At 33.8% G+C, this 15,587-nt stretch carries 18 protein-coding genes; 5 read left to right on the top strand and 13 right to left on the bottom strand.

All coding sequences use genetic code 11. The annotated features are described in order from the left end of the window. Positions 1-529: 529 nt before the first annotated feature. Both CD003_RS06090 and CD003_RS06085 read right to left on the bottom strand, forming a co-directional pair. Entirely contained in the window at positions 530-982 is a 453-nt protein-coding gene (locus CD003_RS06090) for a hypothetical protein (protein WP_257008210.1), read from the bottom strand. Positions 983-1,026: 44 nt separating this feature from the next. After that, a complete protein-coding gene (locus CD003_RS06085) occupies positions 1,027-1,518 on the bottom strand; it encodes a MarR family transcriptional regulator (protein ID WP_096200179.1) in 492 nt (163 codons plus the stop codon). A gap of 256 nt (positions 1,519-1,774) precedes the next feature. Between CD003_RS06085 and CD003_RS22560 the strand changes: the two genes are divergently transcribed. Continuing rightward, positions 1,775-2,272, top strand: a complete 498-nt coding sequence (locus tag CD003_RS22560; RefSeq protein WP_096200177.1) for a CBO0543 family protein — start codon at positions 1,775-1,777, stop codon at positions 2,270-2,272. Between the two features lie 509 nt (positions 2,273-2,781). After that, on the top strand, positions 2,782-4,137 hold the full coding sequence (gene brnQ / locus CD003_RS06075) for a branched-chain amino acid transport system II carrier protein (RefSeq protein WP_096200175.1): 1,356 nt from the start codon (positions 2,782-2,784) through the stop codon (positions 4,135-4,137). 176 nt (positions 4,138-4,313) lie between these two features. On the opposite strand, the gene CD003_RS06070 is transcribed toward brnQ, so the two are convergent. The 4 genes from CD003_RS06070 to CD003_RS06055 all read right to left on the bottom strand — a co-directional run bounded on the left by CD003_RS06070 (position 4,314) and on the right by CD003_RS06055 (position 7,220). After that, a complete protein-coding gene (locus tag CD003_RS06070; RefSeq protein WP_096200152.1) occupies positions 4,314-4,514 on the bottom strand; it encodes a cold-shock protein in 201 nt (66 codons plus the stop codon). A gap of 323 nt (positions 4,515-4,837) precedes the next feature. Continuing rightward, on the bottom strand, positions 4,838-5,569 hold the full coding sequence (locus tag CD003_RS06065) for a YqcI/YcgG family protein (RefSeq protein ID WP_096200173.1): 732 nt from the start codon (positions 5,567-5,569) through the stop codon (positions 4,838-4,840). A 317-nt stretch (positions 5,570-5,886) separates the two neighbouring features. Further along, entirely contained in the window at positions 5,887-6,834 is a 948-nt protein-coding gene (locus CD003_RS06060) for an SDR family NAD(P)-dependent oxidoreductase (protein ID WP_096200171.1), read from the bottom strand. A gap of 35 nt (positions 6,835-6,869) precedes the next feature. Continuing rightward, on the bottom strand, positions 6,870-7,220 hold the full coding sequence (locus CD003_RS06055) for a hypothetical protein (RefSeq protein WP_096200169.1): 351 nt from the start codon (positions 7,218-7,220) through the stop codon (positions 6,870-6,872). 280 nt (positions 7,221-7,500) lie between these two features. Here CD003_RS06055 and CD003_RS06050 point away from each other — a divergent pair, with 280 nt between their 5' ends. Together CD003_RS06050 and CD003_RS06045 are read left to right on the top strand one after the other, a co-directional pair. Continuing rightward, positions 7,501-8,985: a flavin monoamine oxidase family protein gene (locus CD003_RS06050; protein WP_096200167.1), complete on the top strand. Its 1,485-nt coding sequence runs from the start codon at positions 7,501-7,503 to the stop codon at positions 8,983-8,985. A 512-nt stretch (positions 8,986-9,497) separates the two neighbouring features. Further along, positions 9,498-9,692: a DUF2535 family protein gene (locus CD003_RS06045; RefSeq protein WP_096200166.1), complete on the top strand. Its 195-nt coding sequence runs from the start codon at positions 9,498-9,500 to the stop codon at positions 9,690-9,692. A 131-nt stretch (positions 9,693-9,823) separates the two neighbouring features. Here the strand turns inward: CD003_RS06045 and CD003_RS06040 are convergent, their stop codons facing one another. From CD003_RS06040 to CD003_RS06015, 7 genes are all read right to left on the bottom strand, one after another. Next, the gene (locus CD003_RS06040) at positions 9,824-10,537 is read right to left on the bottom strand and encodes a serine/threonine protein kinase (protein ID WP_096200164.1); all 714 of its coding nucleotides are present in this window, start codon (positions 10,535-10,537) and stop codon (positions 9,824-9,826) included. Positions 10,538-10,548: 11 nt separating this feature from the next. Next, positions 10,549-10,914: a zinc ribbon domain-containing protein gene (locus CD003_RS22555; protein ID WP_096200162.1), complete on the bottom strand. Its 366-nt coding sequence runs from the start codon at positions 10,912-10,914 to the stop codon at positions 10,549-10,551. Positions 10,915-11,027: 113 nt separating this feature from the next. Next, a complete protein-coding gene (locus CD003_RS06030; RefSeq protein ID WP_096200161.1) occupies positions 11,028-11,639 on the bottom strand; it encodes a serine/threonine protein kinase in 612 nt (203 codons plus the stop codon). Between the two features lie 356 nt (positions 11,640-11,995). Beyond that, positions 11,996-12,139, bottom strand: coding sequence for a hypothetical protein (locus tag CD003_RS21765; protein ID WP_179295452.1), 144 nt, complete (start codon positions 12,137-12,139; stop codon positions 11,996-11,998). 101 nt (positions 12,140-12,240) lie between these two features. Next, positions 12,241-13,119, bottom strand: coding sequence for an MBL fold metallo-hydrolase (locus CD003_RS06025; protein ID WP_373558532.1), 879 nt, complete (start codon positions 13,117-13,119; stop codon positions 12,241-12,243). A 71-nt stretch (positions 13,120-13,190) separates the two neighbouring features. Continuing rightward, positions 13,191-13,673 carry a GNAT family N-acetyltransferase gene (locus CD003_RS06020; protein WP_096200157.1) on the bottom strand — a complete coding sequence of 161 codons (483 nt, stop codon included), beginning with the start codon at positions 13,671-13,673 and terminating at the stop codon, positions 13,191-13,193. Between the two features lie 73 nt (positions 13,674-13,746). Continuing rightward, the gene (locus CD003_RS06015; RefSeq protein ID WP_096200155.1) at positions 13,747-14,241 is read right to left on the bottom strand and encodes a hypothetical protein; all 495 of its coding nucleotides are present in this window, start codon (positions 14,239-14,241) and stop codon (positions 13,747-13,749) included. A 224-nt stretch (positions 14,242-14,465) separates the two neighbouring features. Here CD003_RS06015 and CD003_RS06010 point away from each other — a divergent pair, with 224 nt between their 5' ends. After that, positions 14,466-15,536: a sulfite oxidase gene (locus CD003_RS06010; protein WP_096200154.1), complete on the top strand. Its 1,071-nt coding sequence runs from the start codon at positions 14,466-14,468 to the stop codon at positions 15,534-15,536. Positions 15,537-15,587: the final 51 nt, after the last annotated feature.

Raw genomic sequence — 15,587 nt, 5'->3', positions numbered from 1 at the left:
TACTGCTATTGATGCAGGAATATTGGTCAAACATAAATAATCGCAAGATTGCTCTAAGAGAAAAATAAAAGACCAAATGTCCTTATATAAGCAGGTTGATCAATTCGAGTTATATAATATAACGAAAGTTCCGCTAGATGATATAAACCTTGCACACCCTATACATGAAACAACTGAATCAAGTGTGATTCATAACCTTTTATCAGGAATTCTTCAAGAACAACGTAGACCAAAAAGCTTACTTCTTCGAGTGGTACAGATTCAGGAAAGCGTCAATGTATAATTAATAACAATAGATTAACCCTGTTTCACAATGGAAACAGTACGATTTTGAAGTAAAAAAGCCTAATCCTCCTGACCTTTACCGAGGAATTAGGCTTTTTTTCTTCCGCAAACGAGGCAATTGTGGAATATATTCTCTCTATTGAATAGTATGGTTGTACTGCGAAGCAAGTGGTTTTGTTTTATTTAGTTGTGCTCCTCCAAAATAAGTACACCTTTACTAAAATAAGAATGCTGTTATTAGGGATTATTTTCTTTTTTCATACAGGTATTGAAATCCATATAAGAAAAATGATTTATAAAATAAATAGAGGAAGAATTGAAATTTATTTATTCGAACAAGCTGAGCAACTTTTAGCTTATTAATAACCCTTATTAAAATAAAAGCAAAGAAACCGTCTACTACAGCATTAATTAATAAAAACTTCTTAAAATTTCCATAAGTCCACTTTAATATCCACATGGAACCTACTAAAAACGGACCAATATTAAAAGGAAACTCCCCTGAAAGGTATGAATTTGGTTTATTATGAAAAACCCACCACTTTTGTTTTTTTCCAATTTGAACATTCCATACTTCTAAAAGACCAACAAGAATCGAGGCTGGTAGAAACCTTTTAATATTTCGCCAACCCAAAATAGGTAAAGATATCCAAGAGATTATTACCATAGCCATACTAACTAACCATTGGTTTTTCATAGAAATTAACCCCTCTTTAAATACTTTTTAATAGAGCTTAAAAATTATGCATAATCATAGCCGTCTACATGTTTACTAATAACATTTTTTCTAAATTCCTCTCCCTTATGAACATCTAAAATACTATTACCGTATTCTAAAAAGCGTAAAATTTCTTTTTCTGATAAACGGTGCATATCTAATGGAAATTCCTCCATATATTTAACTGCATCAAGCAATTGATCAAGTAGTACCTTCCCTTCATTAGTCATGGATACAATTTTAAACCTTGATTGAGTTTTGTTTACATTTACATCAATTAGTCCACTTTTTTCAAGACGTTTGAGTAATCTTGTAACAGTCGAAGCATGCCAACAACCCAATTCACCTATTCTTTTTGGAGTTAACTTATTGTTATTAGTCGAAAGGAGGAATAAAATATGCTGTTGAGCAGGCGAAATATTAAATTCCTTTCCTAGCTCAGCCCACTTATTTTCCATACAAAAATACAATGCTCTAACCATTAAAAGCGTTTGTTGTTTAAGTAGTAAATTCAAATTTTATCACCCTTAATTGTATTTACAATTGCATGTACAACTTATATTCTCTTCAAAGATTTACTACATATTCAAAAAGGGACTTTTTTTCTTACTCAGTCAAATAAGAAGAGACGATCACTTTGAATGTAATCTTCTTTCATAATAATGATCCGTTACCAGTATCGTTGTCTGGTGCAGTAACTTTTTCTAAGTTGAATGATTATAAATTAATAAATTATGGACACTCTAAATTTTGATAAGGAGTGTATCTATTATGATTGAACGATTAATACTTTTATTTGGAATCATCTTTGGTATAGTTTCTTACCCATCGTTGTTCAAAAAGCCTTCTTCAACTATTTGGATTCCACTTTATATAGGAAATTGTCTCATTAATTACTTTTTCGATAAGGCTTTAGTTAAATTTAAAAAAGTTAAATATCCTATACGGTTTTTACCGAAAATTTTTAGAATTAATGTTGTTTACGACTTCTTAGTATGTCCCTTCCTATCAGTTTGGTTCTGCCAGTCTACATACAACTCTAAGACTTCGGGAACTCTTGGGAAATTATTACTATTTGCAATACCACAAGGAATTTATGAAATAATTCTTGAAAGGAAAACTAAAGCACTAAAATTCAAAAGAAATTGGAGATGGGTATACTCCCTCTACCTTGTCTTTATTGTAAAAATAATATCACGAGTGATGCTTATGGTTATTAAAAGGTTTTATAAAAAGAAATCATCACATACAAGCAACAATTCGAATTAAATTATTTCTTACTAGGGAAAAATAACTCTCTAGTTTTTTTATTGCGTAGGGCAACGGATTGTGAACGAAAAATCAAAACATGTAACCATTGATATCACTGTTACCCACATTCTAGTTATAAGTTCATACTTACTATACTACAATTTCTTAACTCTTTTTTGATATCAGAGAATTAAGAGGGCTTGTTTGTACTTTCACGAATTCAACAGTTTATCGGTATTCGTTGTTCCTCTAAGTTTGGCACCACTTTTCCAAAAGGCTGAGAAAGAGGAGCTCATTTGTCTGCTAGACCATGTGTGCTTAGACAATCTATATTACATAACCGTCGATTACTAATCCTTTTCTTCCCGATAAACAATCTTTAATTCTATCAAAAGGGTGCAAATCTAAAGTTAGAAAAGGTGAGGCTAAACAAAAGATATTAAAATGTATTGTGTCTCTATAAAAAGATTGATATTATTATATTTTTGAAAGAGAAAACTACTTACATCATGAGGAGCACAATATGTATGCAAAAAAAAATACCGTTTTCAACATATTCAATTATTGGTACAATGCTGTTTGGAATGTATTTCGGTGCTGGCAACTTAATTTTCCCTATCCAGCTAGGACAACAATCTGGGACGAACTTCTGGCCAGCATTAATAGGTTTCTTAGTAACGGCGATCGGGCTACCATTTATAGGGATTTTAGCTATTGGGCTATCTGGAAGTAATGGACTTCGTGATTTGGCTAGTCGGGTACATCCAATATTTGGGGGCATTTTCGCAGTGACTCTTTACTTAACAATTGGTCCCTTTTTCGCCATTCCACGTACAGCAACAGTCCCATTTGTTGTTGGGTTTGAACCATTTATCAATCCAGAACAAGTTAGCTTATGGCTTGGAATCTTTAGCTTTCTATTTTTTGTAATTGTCTATTATTTTTCACTGAATCCCGCGAAAATTATGGACTATATAGGTAAATATTTAACACCAGCATTTTTAGTATTTTTATTCTTTTTAATAGGAATTGCCGTAATTAAGCCAATGGGTACATTTGGTAACCCAACAGGTGAATACATTCAATTGGCATTTATGACAGGCTTCAAAGAGGGTTATAACACGATGGATGCTCTTGCTTCCCTCGCCTTCGGTATAGTTGTCATCAATGCAATTAAGAGGCAAGGTATTACCGATACGCAAGACATTTCAAAAGCTACGTTGAAATCAGGCATTTTCGCGATGGGTCTAATGATGCTTATTTACGGTCTTATCACGTATATGGGCGCATCGAGCGTAACGGCAATCGGCACATTTGATAATGGTGGTCTGATCTTCTCAGCAGTCTCTCAACACTATTTTGGTTCATATGGTGCCGTTTTATTAGGAATTATTATTGTACTTGCTTGTCTAAAAACGAGTATCGGACTTATTACCGCATGCAGTGAATTTTTCCATAAATTATTACCAAAAGTTAGCTATAAATGGTTCGTATTCATACTATGTTTTGTATCATTCACAATTGCAAACTTCGGCTTAAATAATATTATTCAATTCGCGGTGCCGGTATTAATGCTCTTGTACCCACTAGCTATTGTTCTTATATTGTCAGCACTCTTCTCACCATTATTTTCCAGAAAACAAAGTGTTTATGCGGCGTCGATGTTCCTAACCTTCTTCGTTAGTATTATAGACGGTTACAGTGCATTAGCGAATAGTTTGCCTGGAGCGACTGTCCCATTACTTGAAGCAGTTAAATTGTTCTACATTAATTATTTACCTCTTTACCACATTGGTCTTGGATGGATTTTACCAGCTTTAGTAGGTGCTATTATTGGTTATATCTTGCCAACAAGACAACGTCAAATCGACAGACCTATATAATAAATTAATTAATCAATTCTTACTCCTAACCATTTCTTCGAGGCTGACTAAAGGTATTTCTTTTCTTTCAATTTTGATAAAAGTTGATTAAACGGAGAGGTATCTTTTAGGAGGTCTTTTTTGTGTGCGTGCGGAAATAAAAAAAGGACCCTAAGATAGAGTCCTTTCTTTTAAATTTAGGCTTTGTTAACGTTTGTAGCTTGAGGTCCGCGTTGACCTTGCTCTACTTCAAAAGTAACTTTTTGGCCTTCATCTAAAGATTTAAATCCTTCGCCTTGGATAGCTGAGAAATGTACGAATACATCTTCTCCACCGTCAACTTCGATGAAACCGAAACCTTTTTCTGCGTTAAACCATTTTACTGTACCTTCTTGCATGTTTGTTTCCTCCTGTGTGTGGATGTATAATCCACAATTTATTACTATTGTTGCTCAAGTAGCTATTAAAGGCGAAAAATTTAATTATTCTTTCCTTAACAAACTGAACAAAAATAATTCTTCTTTAGAATAACAGATAAAGTTTAAATAAGCAAATACAAATTGAAATTTATTATTTATGATTGTATATACCATGACTGAATAGAGAGTGTCACATGGACACACCCTATTGTAGATTTTACTAACTGGCTATTTACTTCTCCATCTCATCCATATAATTAATAATCGCTTATTCAACTACATCAACCATAGACGTATTTTCTTTAACTACCTTTATGACTAAAAGGGCACTTACCTTTTATAGGTTCTATATCATCCCCAATGAAGAATTGCTTCCATTCGTTATGTTCGGGATCGCCAAAATGCGAGATATCAGGATGCTTCGGTAGTTTATCCCACTTTTCAACTCGTTCTCTTACCTTTTCTCGAGACATACTCCCACCTTCCTCGGTTCCTTCAAGCCCTTCAAAGATTTTCCTTGGTTGAAACCCTAATACTAAACTATTTCCAAGGTCACGTGTTTTTCGCTGTTTATAAGCAGGAGCATTTCCAAATATAAAGATTGGTTCACCAGCAAAATGATAGTCCCATAAATAATGTTCTGGATCCTTAGGTTTGTCCCCTGGCCATTCCTTTGAATCATTTTCGTGTAAGTATTGTAGAATATCCCAGAAATTCTTACGGTAGAATTCAATATCACCTTCTTTTTTTTCTGGTTCAACAAATACAAAGAGACCATGTCGTATGTAAGGAGGTTCTTTAAATAGCTCTAAAAATTCCTCGACAGCTTTGAGAAGGTTTGACCAATCATCCTTTGTGATATATGCATAACGTAATTCTCCCTTAAGCTCTGCACTCATACCAAAATAACAAGGAAAGCTCTTCTTAGTCACTGTTTCATGAAAGGTCTGATATTCTTTTATGACCCATTCAGGAACTACATTAGGATTTGTCATATCTTCTTTCATTAAAAGTGTCTTTATCTTCTCTGCCATTCTATTTCTCCTTTTTAATATAATTAACTAGATTAACGGACGTATTTTTAGATTTTTAACTGTTCTACGTACTACCCTTTTCTACTGAATGGCAAACATTTTATGTAGTAAGAATAATGTAGAAAGAAGTATTTTTCTTTATAACATATTAGATTCACCTTATTAATAGAATCTTCTTGAGTGCAGGAAACGGTTCTTTCATGATATGTCTTCCAATCAATTTAGCCTATCAACATTACACCTAGACGCTTTTTGTATATCATTAGCTCTTCTCTTATATCAATCTACATACCATTGATTAGTTATCAAAAAATTTACTAGTCTACTTTTTTCGTAACTTCTTGGCATAAACTCCACATTTTATCTTGATTCTCCTGTTGTTCGGCATAGATAGGGTAATAGTTAGACCTTATCAGTTGTTTTATTTGCATACCTAGATTAGGATTTTCTTCTCCTCTTTTCATGATTTCTTTCTTATCATTAATGAGCTTCCCTGTAATTGTCTTAAAATCTTCTGATGTACACATATGAAAATATATTTCTGCCATTTTTTCTGCCGGGGGAAAGTAAAGGTTTTGAACCCTTGCTATAGATCTCCATCCTGGTGTTAGCTTTTGAAGTGTGTCCTTAGACATTTTTGCACCGTTTATTTGTAATGCGTTGACCTTAATTCCGTATTTCTCATATACTTTTGCTAGTTTAAAAGTAAGCAATATAAGGCCCATTTTGGACTGACAGTACATATCATAAACGCTGAACCTTTTCGTATCTTCCATTTCCCCTATAAGCTGATGAAAGTTAATTTTTCGTTTTGGGTCAAAAAAATGCTTTATTATGTTACTTGAAGCATGTAGTATTCTTGCATCCTGAGATTTTTTTAGGTGACCTAACAATAACTCAGTCATTAAGTACGGTCCAAACACATTCGTAGCGAAAGTAAGTTCGATATTGTCAGGACTAAGACGGAATTTGGAACCATGATTAAAATAGGCAGCATTATGAATCAGTATATCTACTCGTTCATATTTTTTCTTGAATATAGAACAGAATTGATGGATTGATTCAAAGGAGCCCACATCCAGCTTGATCAGGTCAATTCTATTGTTGTTAGATAACTCCTTAATTTCTTGTTGCACGAGTTGGCTTTTTTCAAGGTTGCGGCAAGCCATAATGACTGTATAACCCTCCCTTGCAAATAGATGAGCAGCAGCTTTTCCAATTCCAGAATTTGCACCAGTAATAATAACAATCCTTTCTTCTCCCATTTCCTCTCCCCTCTCGGTCTTAATAGTTGAAGAAATCAAAATGTTAAACCCGCATTAGAATAACTCCTAGCTGACGTGGAAGGAGAAAATCTTACTTTGTATTTAATACTTAGTTCCTTTCTAATTTCTTCTGTAAGTTGGTGGCCTATTTCATTATGTTTATCTTCCAATTCAACACCGTTGGGAAGTAATCTATCTATACTCCAGTCAATCCACTCACCATACATCATGGCCCATCTTATAAGCTGATCTTTTAAATCAGCTGACACGGGAACTTCTTCTAAATCAAAGTTGCATCCACATTTATTACACCACAAGGGGTCTGCTCCAACATCACCCTCAACCTTTAAATTATTACTTCCCTTATGCTCACAAAAACAACGCATAGAACAAACACTCCCTGATTGAAACTTATTTTAATATTAACACATTAGCCTCATTAGTTAGCACGTTAACAGTAGAGATAGGTTAATAAACTATTGCATCGTAAGTTCAAGAATAAAAAGGTTCTACCATTTCATTGAACATCCTAAGTTATCATGCGTGCTGACCCAATTTAGATTGAGCTTGAACATTAGCTTTCTATCATAGTACTAACTCCTATCTGAATAAGATGGAATTAGTACTATTTTCTTGTATTCCAGTCTATCAATGGAGGAAAGTTAAATGATAAATTACGCTATCCCTGAGTTGCCTATGGAACAAATGATTTCAATCATTCGTAATGGACTAATAGAAACTAAAATCCCAAAAAAGATTATAATTATTGGGGCAGGTATGGCAGGACTTGTCTCTGCATCATTGCTTAAAGAAGCTGGACATAATGTAACAATCTTTGAAGCTACAAATAGGGTTGGAGGAAGGATCTTTACAATAAGAAGAGATTTTAGGGATGGGCAATATCTTGAAGCTGGGGCCATGCGTATTCCTCACACTCATTTATTGACGTTAGAGTATATAAAAAAATTTCAACTTCCGGTTAATGAATTTATTAATTCGACCCCTAATGACTTTATCTATGTAAAAGAAAAAAGAGTCCGTTTAAGAATGTATGAACAAAACCCTGACATTTTGCGATTCCCTGTTTATCCACACGAAAGAGGTAAAACTGCTGGAGAATTGTTACAGTGGGCGATACAGCCAGTGACAGATATCGTTGAGCGAGACCCAATAAGAGGTTGGTCTTGGGCGATACAAGAATTGGATAGATACTCCATGGATACTTATTTAAGGTATAATCCATTTGGACGTACACTATCTACTGGGGCTATTGAAAAGATTAAAGTCATTCTTACTTTGGAAGGATTGATGGAACTTTCTTTTTTGGAAATATTACGTGAACTGTTAGTCCTATTTACACCTGATATTACCTTTTATGAAATTACAGGTGGAAACGACCACCTTCCAAACGCGTTTACAGATCAATTGAAAGATGATATTCAATATGGTCTTCGAGTGAGGAGCATTACACAGCATGACAATCAAGTAACGGTCCGTGCCATCCACCAGATTTTAGAGCCAGTTGAAATCACTGGTGATCTTGTGATTGTGACCGTTCCTTTTACGGTACTCCAATTTATAGATATTGAACCACGCAATTCTTTTTCTGAAAACAAATGGAAAGCAATTCGAGAAATGAATTATGCTGGCTCTACGAAGACTGGAATACAGTTTAAAAACAGGTTCTGGGAAAAGCAAGGGCTCTATGGTGGTCAATCAATAACTGATCTGCCTATTAAATATGTACAGTACCCAAGTCATGACCTTGGCACAGGTGGACCAGGTGTCATAGTGGGAAGTTATACATGGGATGATGATGCTATTCCATGGGATAGTTTAGACGATGAGGAGCGCTTTCAATATGTATTAAGAGGCTTAGCTAGAATACATGGTGATCAGGTGTATCGTGAGTTTCAAGGAGGAGTAAGTCATAGTTGGATCAGATATCCATATTCTGCTGGAGCTTTTACATTGTTAAGACCAGAACAGATAAAAGAATTATTCCCACATATAGCTACACCCGAGGGAAGAGTTCATTTTGCTGGCGAACATGCCTCAACGGCTCATGCCTGGATCCAAGGAGCAATTGAATCTGGTATTCGAGTTGCAGATGAAGTCAATGATTTACCTAGAACTTACTTTGGATCCTAAATCTTAGGTGAATTTCATAGATAGAACTAACGAATTGAAATAAGGCATAAAGACGCTAGAGGTTTAGCGTACTTTATGCTTTTTAAAATAACTCATAACTGACGATTGCACCTGTTACTGCTGTCACCCCATATTTCAAAGAAAATACAAAGTCATTAGACTTCCTTCAGGTAATAGTTCACTCGTTGAATCACACGCACTAAAAACTAATAAAATGTCAAAAAGAATAATAGTCTTTTCCCTACAAGGTAGCTACTTAAAATAAAGCAAACAAAAAGTCGATTCCTTAAAATACAGGAAACGACTTTTTTATTTTTAAACTTGCTATGCGCACAAAATTTCTGAAATGTTGTCGGGGCCTTCTTTAAATTAAATACCCCCTTAAAACTATCTGAATTTTCGTATAGATATTATAAAGATACATTTATTAGAAATAAACATGACCCAAAGTCACTACCCATTCTCAAGCTGTTCAAATAAAATAAGAGCAAATTCCTAAAGTAGGTGAACCCATGAAAAAACTTGATTTATATCATAGAAGTGGAGTTAAGTATTCTATTATAAATATCCCAACAACAGACGAATCAAAAAAATTCTTTATTGAATATCAACTACAAAAGTTCATTGATGATATTGAAAGTGAAAGCAAGCTTCTTGTTGAATATTGCTTTACTAATTACCTAGAACAATTAAATGTAAATAAATAAGTACATGACAATAGATTAACAATAAAAATAGCTTGTAGTCTTGTTTGGAGTAGTGTGAACTCACTTTTTTCCTCTCGTAAACTTAATCTGTTATAAGGTTTCAACTTAAATATAAAACTATTTCAATAAATTCACCGCCCCCATACTTTAAGAAAATCTTTCTCCACTTGGTTTATGGTGGTGTATGGCGGGGCGAGTCGTAGTAATTTTTTGTAACATTGTATTTGGGGGTCGGATAGGTCGAGTTCTTCATACCAAGGTCGGTTATATTTTTCGTTTTTATGAAACGAAGAATAGTGAAGGTATAGTAAGAAGTCTCCGAGATAAGAAAAATCTTGTTCAAACGTATATTCCTCATTGTCTATCCAGCGTGCAAGTCCAAAGTCAATTAATGAAACTTTATTATTATTTAGAAGGACATTAGGAATTCGAATATCACGATGGACTATACCTAAGTGATGTAAATATTTAATAATTTGGATAAGCTGGATTCCAATATGAAAAATTTCACTGTTTGTAAACTGATAGTTTTGTTGGAAAATGACTTTTTCTATAGTTGTGCCTGGTATATATTCAAGGACAAATCCATAAAAACCTTTCACGTTAATAACACCTAACATTTTCGGAATTCCGCTGTGGTCGATTTGTGAAAGGAGTACCGCTTCATAAGCATTCTTTTTCTTGTTTAATTTAAACATCAACGGTTTAAACCGTTTAATGACAACGATCTCATCTTGAGGTGTAGTAGCAAGGTACGTCACGCCATATCGTCCTTCCCCCAATTTTTGTAGGATCGTATAATTCTTAATCGTTTTACCAAGCCACTTTTTTGAACTGGTGAACAATGTGCATTACCTCAACGATTTGTTTTCGTGCCGCAATTGGAACAGAATTTTGCTCCGTTAGGTAACTTTACACCACAATTTGTGCAATTCATTGGTGATGTGACGACCTGTTCCCCACACTCTAAACAAAACTTTGAGCCGGCTGGAATATTCGATTGGCATCTTCCACAACTAAGTTTTCGTAGATTTGGTCTATTTTGAATGGGAACGTAATTCTGGTACCTTTGATAACGATTAGGATTATAATTTTTGTTAGAATAGCTGCTCGATCTAAGGATTTGGGATAGCTTCCCTAGTAAGCCTTTTCTCTGATAGTGACGGTTTCCATATTTATCATACTTGTATTTCTTTTTCTTCGACCATGAAAAAAAACTCATATTGTTTGACCACCTTTTGAATATCGATTTGAATTTCAGATTTATTTAGCTTGCCAGTATTTCCCACCTTATATTTGTAAAGCCTGAACTAGTTGAGTTACTACCCCAAAGGTTTATAAAAATAACTTTAGCCATTCTTTCTTATAAAGATAGGATACAAAGTTTAAGATAAAAGCAGGTAATTGTTTAGGGAACATTATCGACTTATAATATTGATATGCTTTTTTTAAATCTTTCCACTGTGAACATGAGTGCTTTTGCCTAAACCTTGCAACATCTATAACTTTTACATTTCCTTCTTTTGTGATTAATATATTTCGCAAATGAATATCAGAAGGATTTAACCCTTTTACTTTTGCTAGTTTTAGAGCCTTTTCAATCTCATCAATATGCTTATCCTTTATGATAATCCCTTTTGTTAAGCAGTTAAACATAGTCTGCCCCTCGATAAAGTCTATGACCAAATAGTTGTTTCCTGATTCATACATTCTAGGAAAATATGGATTTTCAGATAATACTTTATACGCTTCTACTTCTTCATCCACTACATGTATATGAGTTGGAAAAAATATCTTTAAAACCTTATCAGTGGATTGAATTCTAAAAGCAAATGCGCTCCTACCTTCACCTATCAGTTCTAATTCATCAGATTTACCTACAAGTTCAACCCTTGAACCATTTGTATTATATTCGACACTGTGAGCTAGCTTATTATAAGATATCATTTCGTATCACCTTATTTTATCTCTCCTAATCTGATTAAAGAAAATTGACTTACCACCCTGTCTAAGTTGAACTTATACTATCGCCGATTAATTTAAAAGTTTGATAGTACAAAAAAAGACCTTTACCACAATTGGTAAAGGTCCCTGAATTAAAATAAGACCTTTACCATTGGTAAAGGTCTTGCTAACAACTTAACGTTGCCAATACTGCCGAGAGCGTTGCTCCGTAATGACGACAAATATTGTAAAAGCTACTCCCCTTTAGAGGACTATTCAATTAACTACTTTAATCTTAACAGATTTATATTGTTTTATCAATTTGATAATTTGTTTTATACTTTATTTGTAGATTCAACTTAATCGTCATCTTTTAAGTCAGTATGTTCATTAATAATTTCCTCTCTATTTTGCAACTCTGGCAAGTCCCCATCTTCACCACACGCTGATAATAAAAGTACTGCCGCTCCTCCAATGATTGTGCAACGAGCTAGTTTATTCATAATAATAACCTCCTTATCATCAACCTTTTGTCATCCTCATTCTCTCTTTATTTTTATACATACCACGAACTAGATTTGTAAAACGTAATATTCAATTGTGATTAAATATTACTCACTTCATAACCATTTACAAAATACTCTATCGTTTCAAGCTCATCTTCATGTAACTCTCTATCTAGCGTTTGATAATATTTTGACTTTATTTTCTCAGGGTTACCTTTATATCTCTCAGTAAGTTGTCCTACTACTTTTAACAATTCAATTTCTTGCAAAAATTCATTTCTATTAATAACTTTCGTATGTGATAAGATGTATGTCTCTGCCTCAAAAGCTTCTAGTTTTTGTATTAACTTTAAAGTATGTTTTGTTGTATAGTTCCACTTCGGTGAAAAAATATCTGGATACATACTATCTCCTAGAAATAATATTTTTTCTTCCTTAATATAAACAACAACAGAGTCTTTTGAATGGTCACCTCCTACATGTTTCAACACACAAGTCACACCACCAAGATTTATTTCAAGCTGATCATTAAAAGTTAATGTAGGTAAATGAATATGTATATTTCTTTCTTCACCAAACTCTTTTTTAATACAATTCGCACAAAATTCAATTTCTGTTCCTTCTTTTACTCGTTGGTCTAAAGCCTCATCTGTCCATTCATATTCGGTTAGTGTATTCATTACTTTCTTCGTAGTGGAAGATGAGATAGACAAAGCATTCTTTAGTGCCGACATTCCAAAAATATGATCCCAATGCCAATGAGTGATTACAAGTAAATCAGGCTTTGAAATAGTATGTTCCGTTAACTTTTCTAAAAACAATTGTGCATGAGCTTCTGAATTTCCTGCATCTATCATCAAGTTCTTTTCCGTTCCAACGACCATTCCTAAAATCGGTCTGTCAGTTTCAGAAACAGGTGTCATATACCAAAATGAATTTCCTTTTCTTTTTAATTCCTGCATAATAATTTCCTCCATTTATTACTATAGTGAAAAACAAGTAAAAAGCCTTTTCAAGATTCTCACTTAAAACTAAGCTGTTTGTTCTCTTACCTCTTGCTATCTACTATCATTAACTCCCATTTCTCTTCGATAAGTTCCTTATTGGAAAGCATTTGAGTTTGAGTTTGCTTTAATTCAAATCCAACTCTCTCATAAATTCGCCTTGCTGATTTTAATTCGCTATTAGTCCAGAGAATGATACTCTCAAATCCTTTTTCTTTGCTAAAGTTAATAGCTGTTTCGACTAACTTCTGTCCATAGCCAGTACCTTGAACATTAGGTTCAACAAGAAATAAACCCAATTGTGCAGTAGTGTCATTAACCTTTTTAATACTAACGGAACCACTTTGTTTCTCACTAATCTCTAAAATGAAAATGGTTTCGTCAGAGTCTGCCCGCTCAATAAACCCACTAACACTTTCTTCTATAAAATCTCGAAAAGATAAATCGTATCCATATTCTTTACTATATAAATCATAGTGAGAACTTACTATGAATTCTTTATCTTCTACCCTATATGTACGTATCATTTATTCACCTTTTTCATGTTTTTCTTATACAAGAACCGATGCCTTAAATAGCAAAAGAAAAAAGCAAATGTTACTATTCAAATATCACCAAGTCAACTTCTTCACCTTCATTAGATAATGCAACAAAATCCCCTCGTTCAAAAGGAGTTTCTGTAAATGCAACCCAAAAAGAAATGGTATCATTAATCCTTATATATTTAGCTTGTTGTCCATGAACTAACACATTCTCTACATCTGGATTATTACTTGTGAAATAAGAAAAAGAAAAGGGAAGATCGTAATTATTCGATGCTGAAAAGCCTCCATTTATTATGTCCGAACCTCCAGAACCATCTACCCATTCTACGGTACTACCTGATAACTTAAATGCTTGGTATCTTAACATTTCATGGTCAGTGTAAAATACATAGACGTAATTATCTTTAACCTCATAATGAATAATTGATTCTGAAGAAGCATTCTGAATTTTTTGTTGGATACGTTCTTCAAAACTAATATGTTTTTCCGAACAACCTAGTAAAAATAATATCATTATGCTTAAAGCAACACTTACTTTGACAAAATTCATTTTTACCTCCCCGTTAATTCCCATTCTTTCGCAAACCTCTGAATATTCCACTCATATATTTTAACATATATACCCAAGACACCACTTTACAAGGGAAAACACATAATAATTCAAACCAAAATCACAAGTCAGAAATTTTTGTTTTATATAATTTATTTTTAAAAGGTCTAACTATTTTTCAACTACATAGTTATTATCATCATTCTTTTAGTGAGGAGAAAAATATGTTCAAGCCACAACACCCACTTGTTAAACCATACTTAACGACACGAAGTTTACAACCTGAAAACCAGGAATCACCTATTCAGTTTATAGATACTGATATTGTAAACGACTCTTTATTTTATAAGCGGAACCACTTCTCATACCCAACTCTTTCAAACTCCAATTACTGGCTTCCTCTAAATGGTTCCGTCACAACACCACAAATGTTTTCCATACAAGATATCATGCGATTTCCTTCAAAAACAATAAAAGTCGTACTAGAATGTTCAGGTGACAAACGAAGTTTCTTTGAGCCTAAGGTATTTGGAGAACAATGGGAAAAGGGAGCAATTAGCCAAGGTTACTGGAAAGGAGTTCCGTTACGAACCCTCCTTGAGTTATCTGGAATTACGGAAGAAGCAAGAGAAGTTGTCGTTGAAGGTTATGATTACGGAGAAAGAAAGGACTTAAATAACATTTACACCTACACTAGAAGCTTACCATTAGAAAAAGCTCTCCACCCTGACACAATTATCGCTTATAAATATAATAATCAACCTATACCATTCAAGCATGGTCACCCGTTACGATTAATAGTCCCGCAATGGTATGCTATGGCTTCGGTTAAATGGATTAAGCAAATCACAGTCATTGATTCTACTTTTATAGGCCCCTTTCAATCGATTGATTATGTATATTACCCAAATAAGGATGATAATAAAGATGCATTTCCTGTCACAACAATGAACGTAAGCTCAACCATTCAACAGCCGCAAGACATGGAGATCCTCAATACAGGTAAGCATGTCCTTCAAGGCATTGCTTGGACAGGTGAAGGATATATAGAAAGTGTGGAGATTAGTACCGATGACGGAAACACTTGGTCAGATGCCACTTTAGAAAATCAAAATAAGTCTGGGTATGAATGGACTTCTTGGTTTTATGAATGGAATGTGTTAGAAAAAGGTGAATATACGATTAAAACAAGAGCAACAGATTCATATAACAGAACTCAACCATTAGAGCCCTTCTGGAACAGAAAAGGCTATGGGTATAATGCAGCTGATAAAATTAAAGTTAAGATTGAATAACGATTTAAATTTATCAAAAATAAAGTTTCTAGTTATTGAGAAATTTTCAAT

The organism is Bacillus sp. FJAT-45350 (assembly GCF_002335805.1).
Lineage (GTDB): Bacteria > Bacillota > Bacilli > Bacillales > NISU01 > FJAT-45350.
Note: the sequence above shows the minus strand (reverse complement) of the source record. Positions and strands in the feature narration are given on the sequence as shown.

Bases quoted from the DNA above. Each gene is read 5' to 3' on its own strand.
- CD003_RS06090 (WP_257008210.1), bottom strand. From the start codon at position 982: ATGAAAAACCAATGGTTAGTTAGTATGGCTATGGTAATAATCTCTTGG.
- CD003_RS22560 (WP_096200177.1), top strand. From the start codon at position 1,775: ATGATTGAACGATTAATACTTTTATTTGGAATCATCTTTGGTATAGTT.
- brnQ (WP_096200175.1), top strand. From the start codon at position 2,782: ATGCAAAAAAAAATACCGTTTTCAACATATTCAATTATTGGTACAATG.
- CD003_RS06070 (WP_096200152.1), bottom strand. From the start codon at position 4,514: ATGCAAGAAGGTACAGTAAAATGGTTTAACGCAGAAAAAGGTTTCGGT.
- CD003_RS06065 (WP_096200173.1), bottom strand. From the start codon at position 5,569: ATGGCAGAGAAGATAAAGACACTTTTAATGAAAGAAGATATGACAAAT.
- CD003_RS06060 (WP_096200171.1), bottom strand. From the start codon at position 6,834: ATGGGAGAAGAAAGGATTGTTATTATTACTGGTGCAAATTCTGGAATT.
- CD003_RS06055 (WP_096200169.1), bottom strand. From the start codon at position 7,220: ATGCGTTGTTTTTGTGAGCATAAGGGAAGTAATAATTTAAAGGTTGAG.
- CD003_RS06050 (WP_096200167.1), top strand. From the start codon at position 7,501: ATGATAAATTACGCTATCCCTGAGTTGCCTATGGAACAAATGATTTCA.
- CD003_RS06045 (WP_096200166.1), top strand. From the start codon at position 9,498: ATGAAAAAACTTGATTTATATCATAGAAGTGGAGTTAAGTATTCTATT.
- CD003_RS22555 (WP_096200162.1), bottom strand. From the start codon at position 10,914: ATGAGTTTTTTTTCATGGTCGAAGAAAAAGAAATACAAGTATGATAAA.
- CD003_RS06030 (WP_096200161.1), bottom strand. From the start codon at position 11,639: ATGATATCTTATAATAAGCTAGCTCACAGTGTCGAATATAATACAAAT.
- CD003_RS21765 (WP_179295452.1), bottom strand. From the start codon at position 12,139: ATGAATAAACTAGCTCGTTGCACAATCATTGGAGGAGCGGCAGTACTT.
- CD003_RS06025 (WP_373558532.1), bottom strand. From the start codon at position 13,119: ATGGAGGAAATTATTATGCAGGAATTAAAAAGAAAAGGAAATTCATTT.
- CD003_RS06020 (WP_096200157.1), bottom strand. From the start codon at position 13,673: ATGATACGTACATATAGGGTAGAAGATAAAGAATTCATAGTAAGTTCT.
- CD003_RS06015 (WP_096200155.1), bottom strand. From the start codon at position 14,241: ATGAATTTTGTCAAAGTAAGTGTTGCTTTAAGCATAATGATATTATTT.
- CD003_RS06010 (WP_096200154.1), top strand. From the start codon at position 14,466: ATGTTCAAGCCACAACACCCACTTGTTAAACCATACTTAACGACACGA.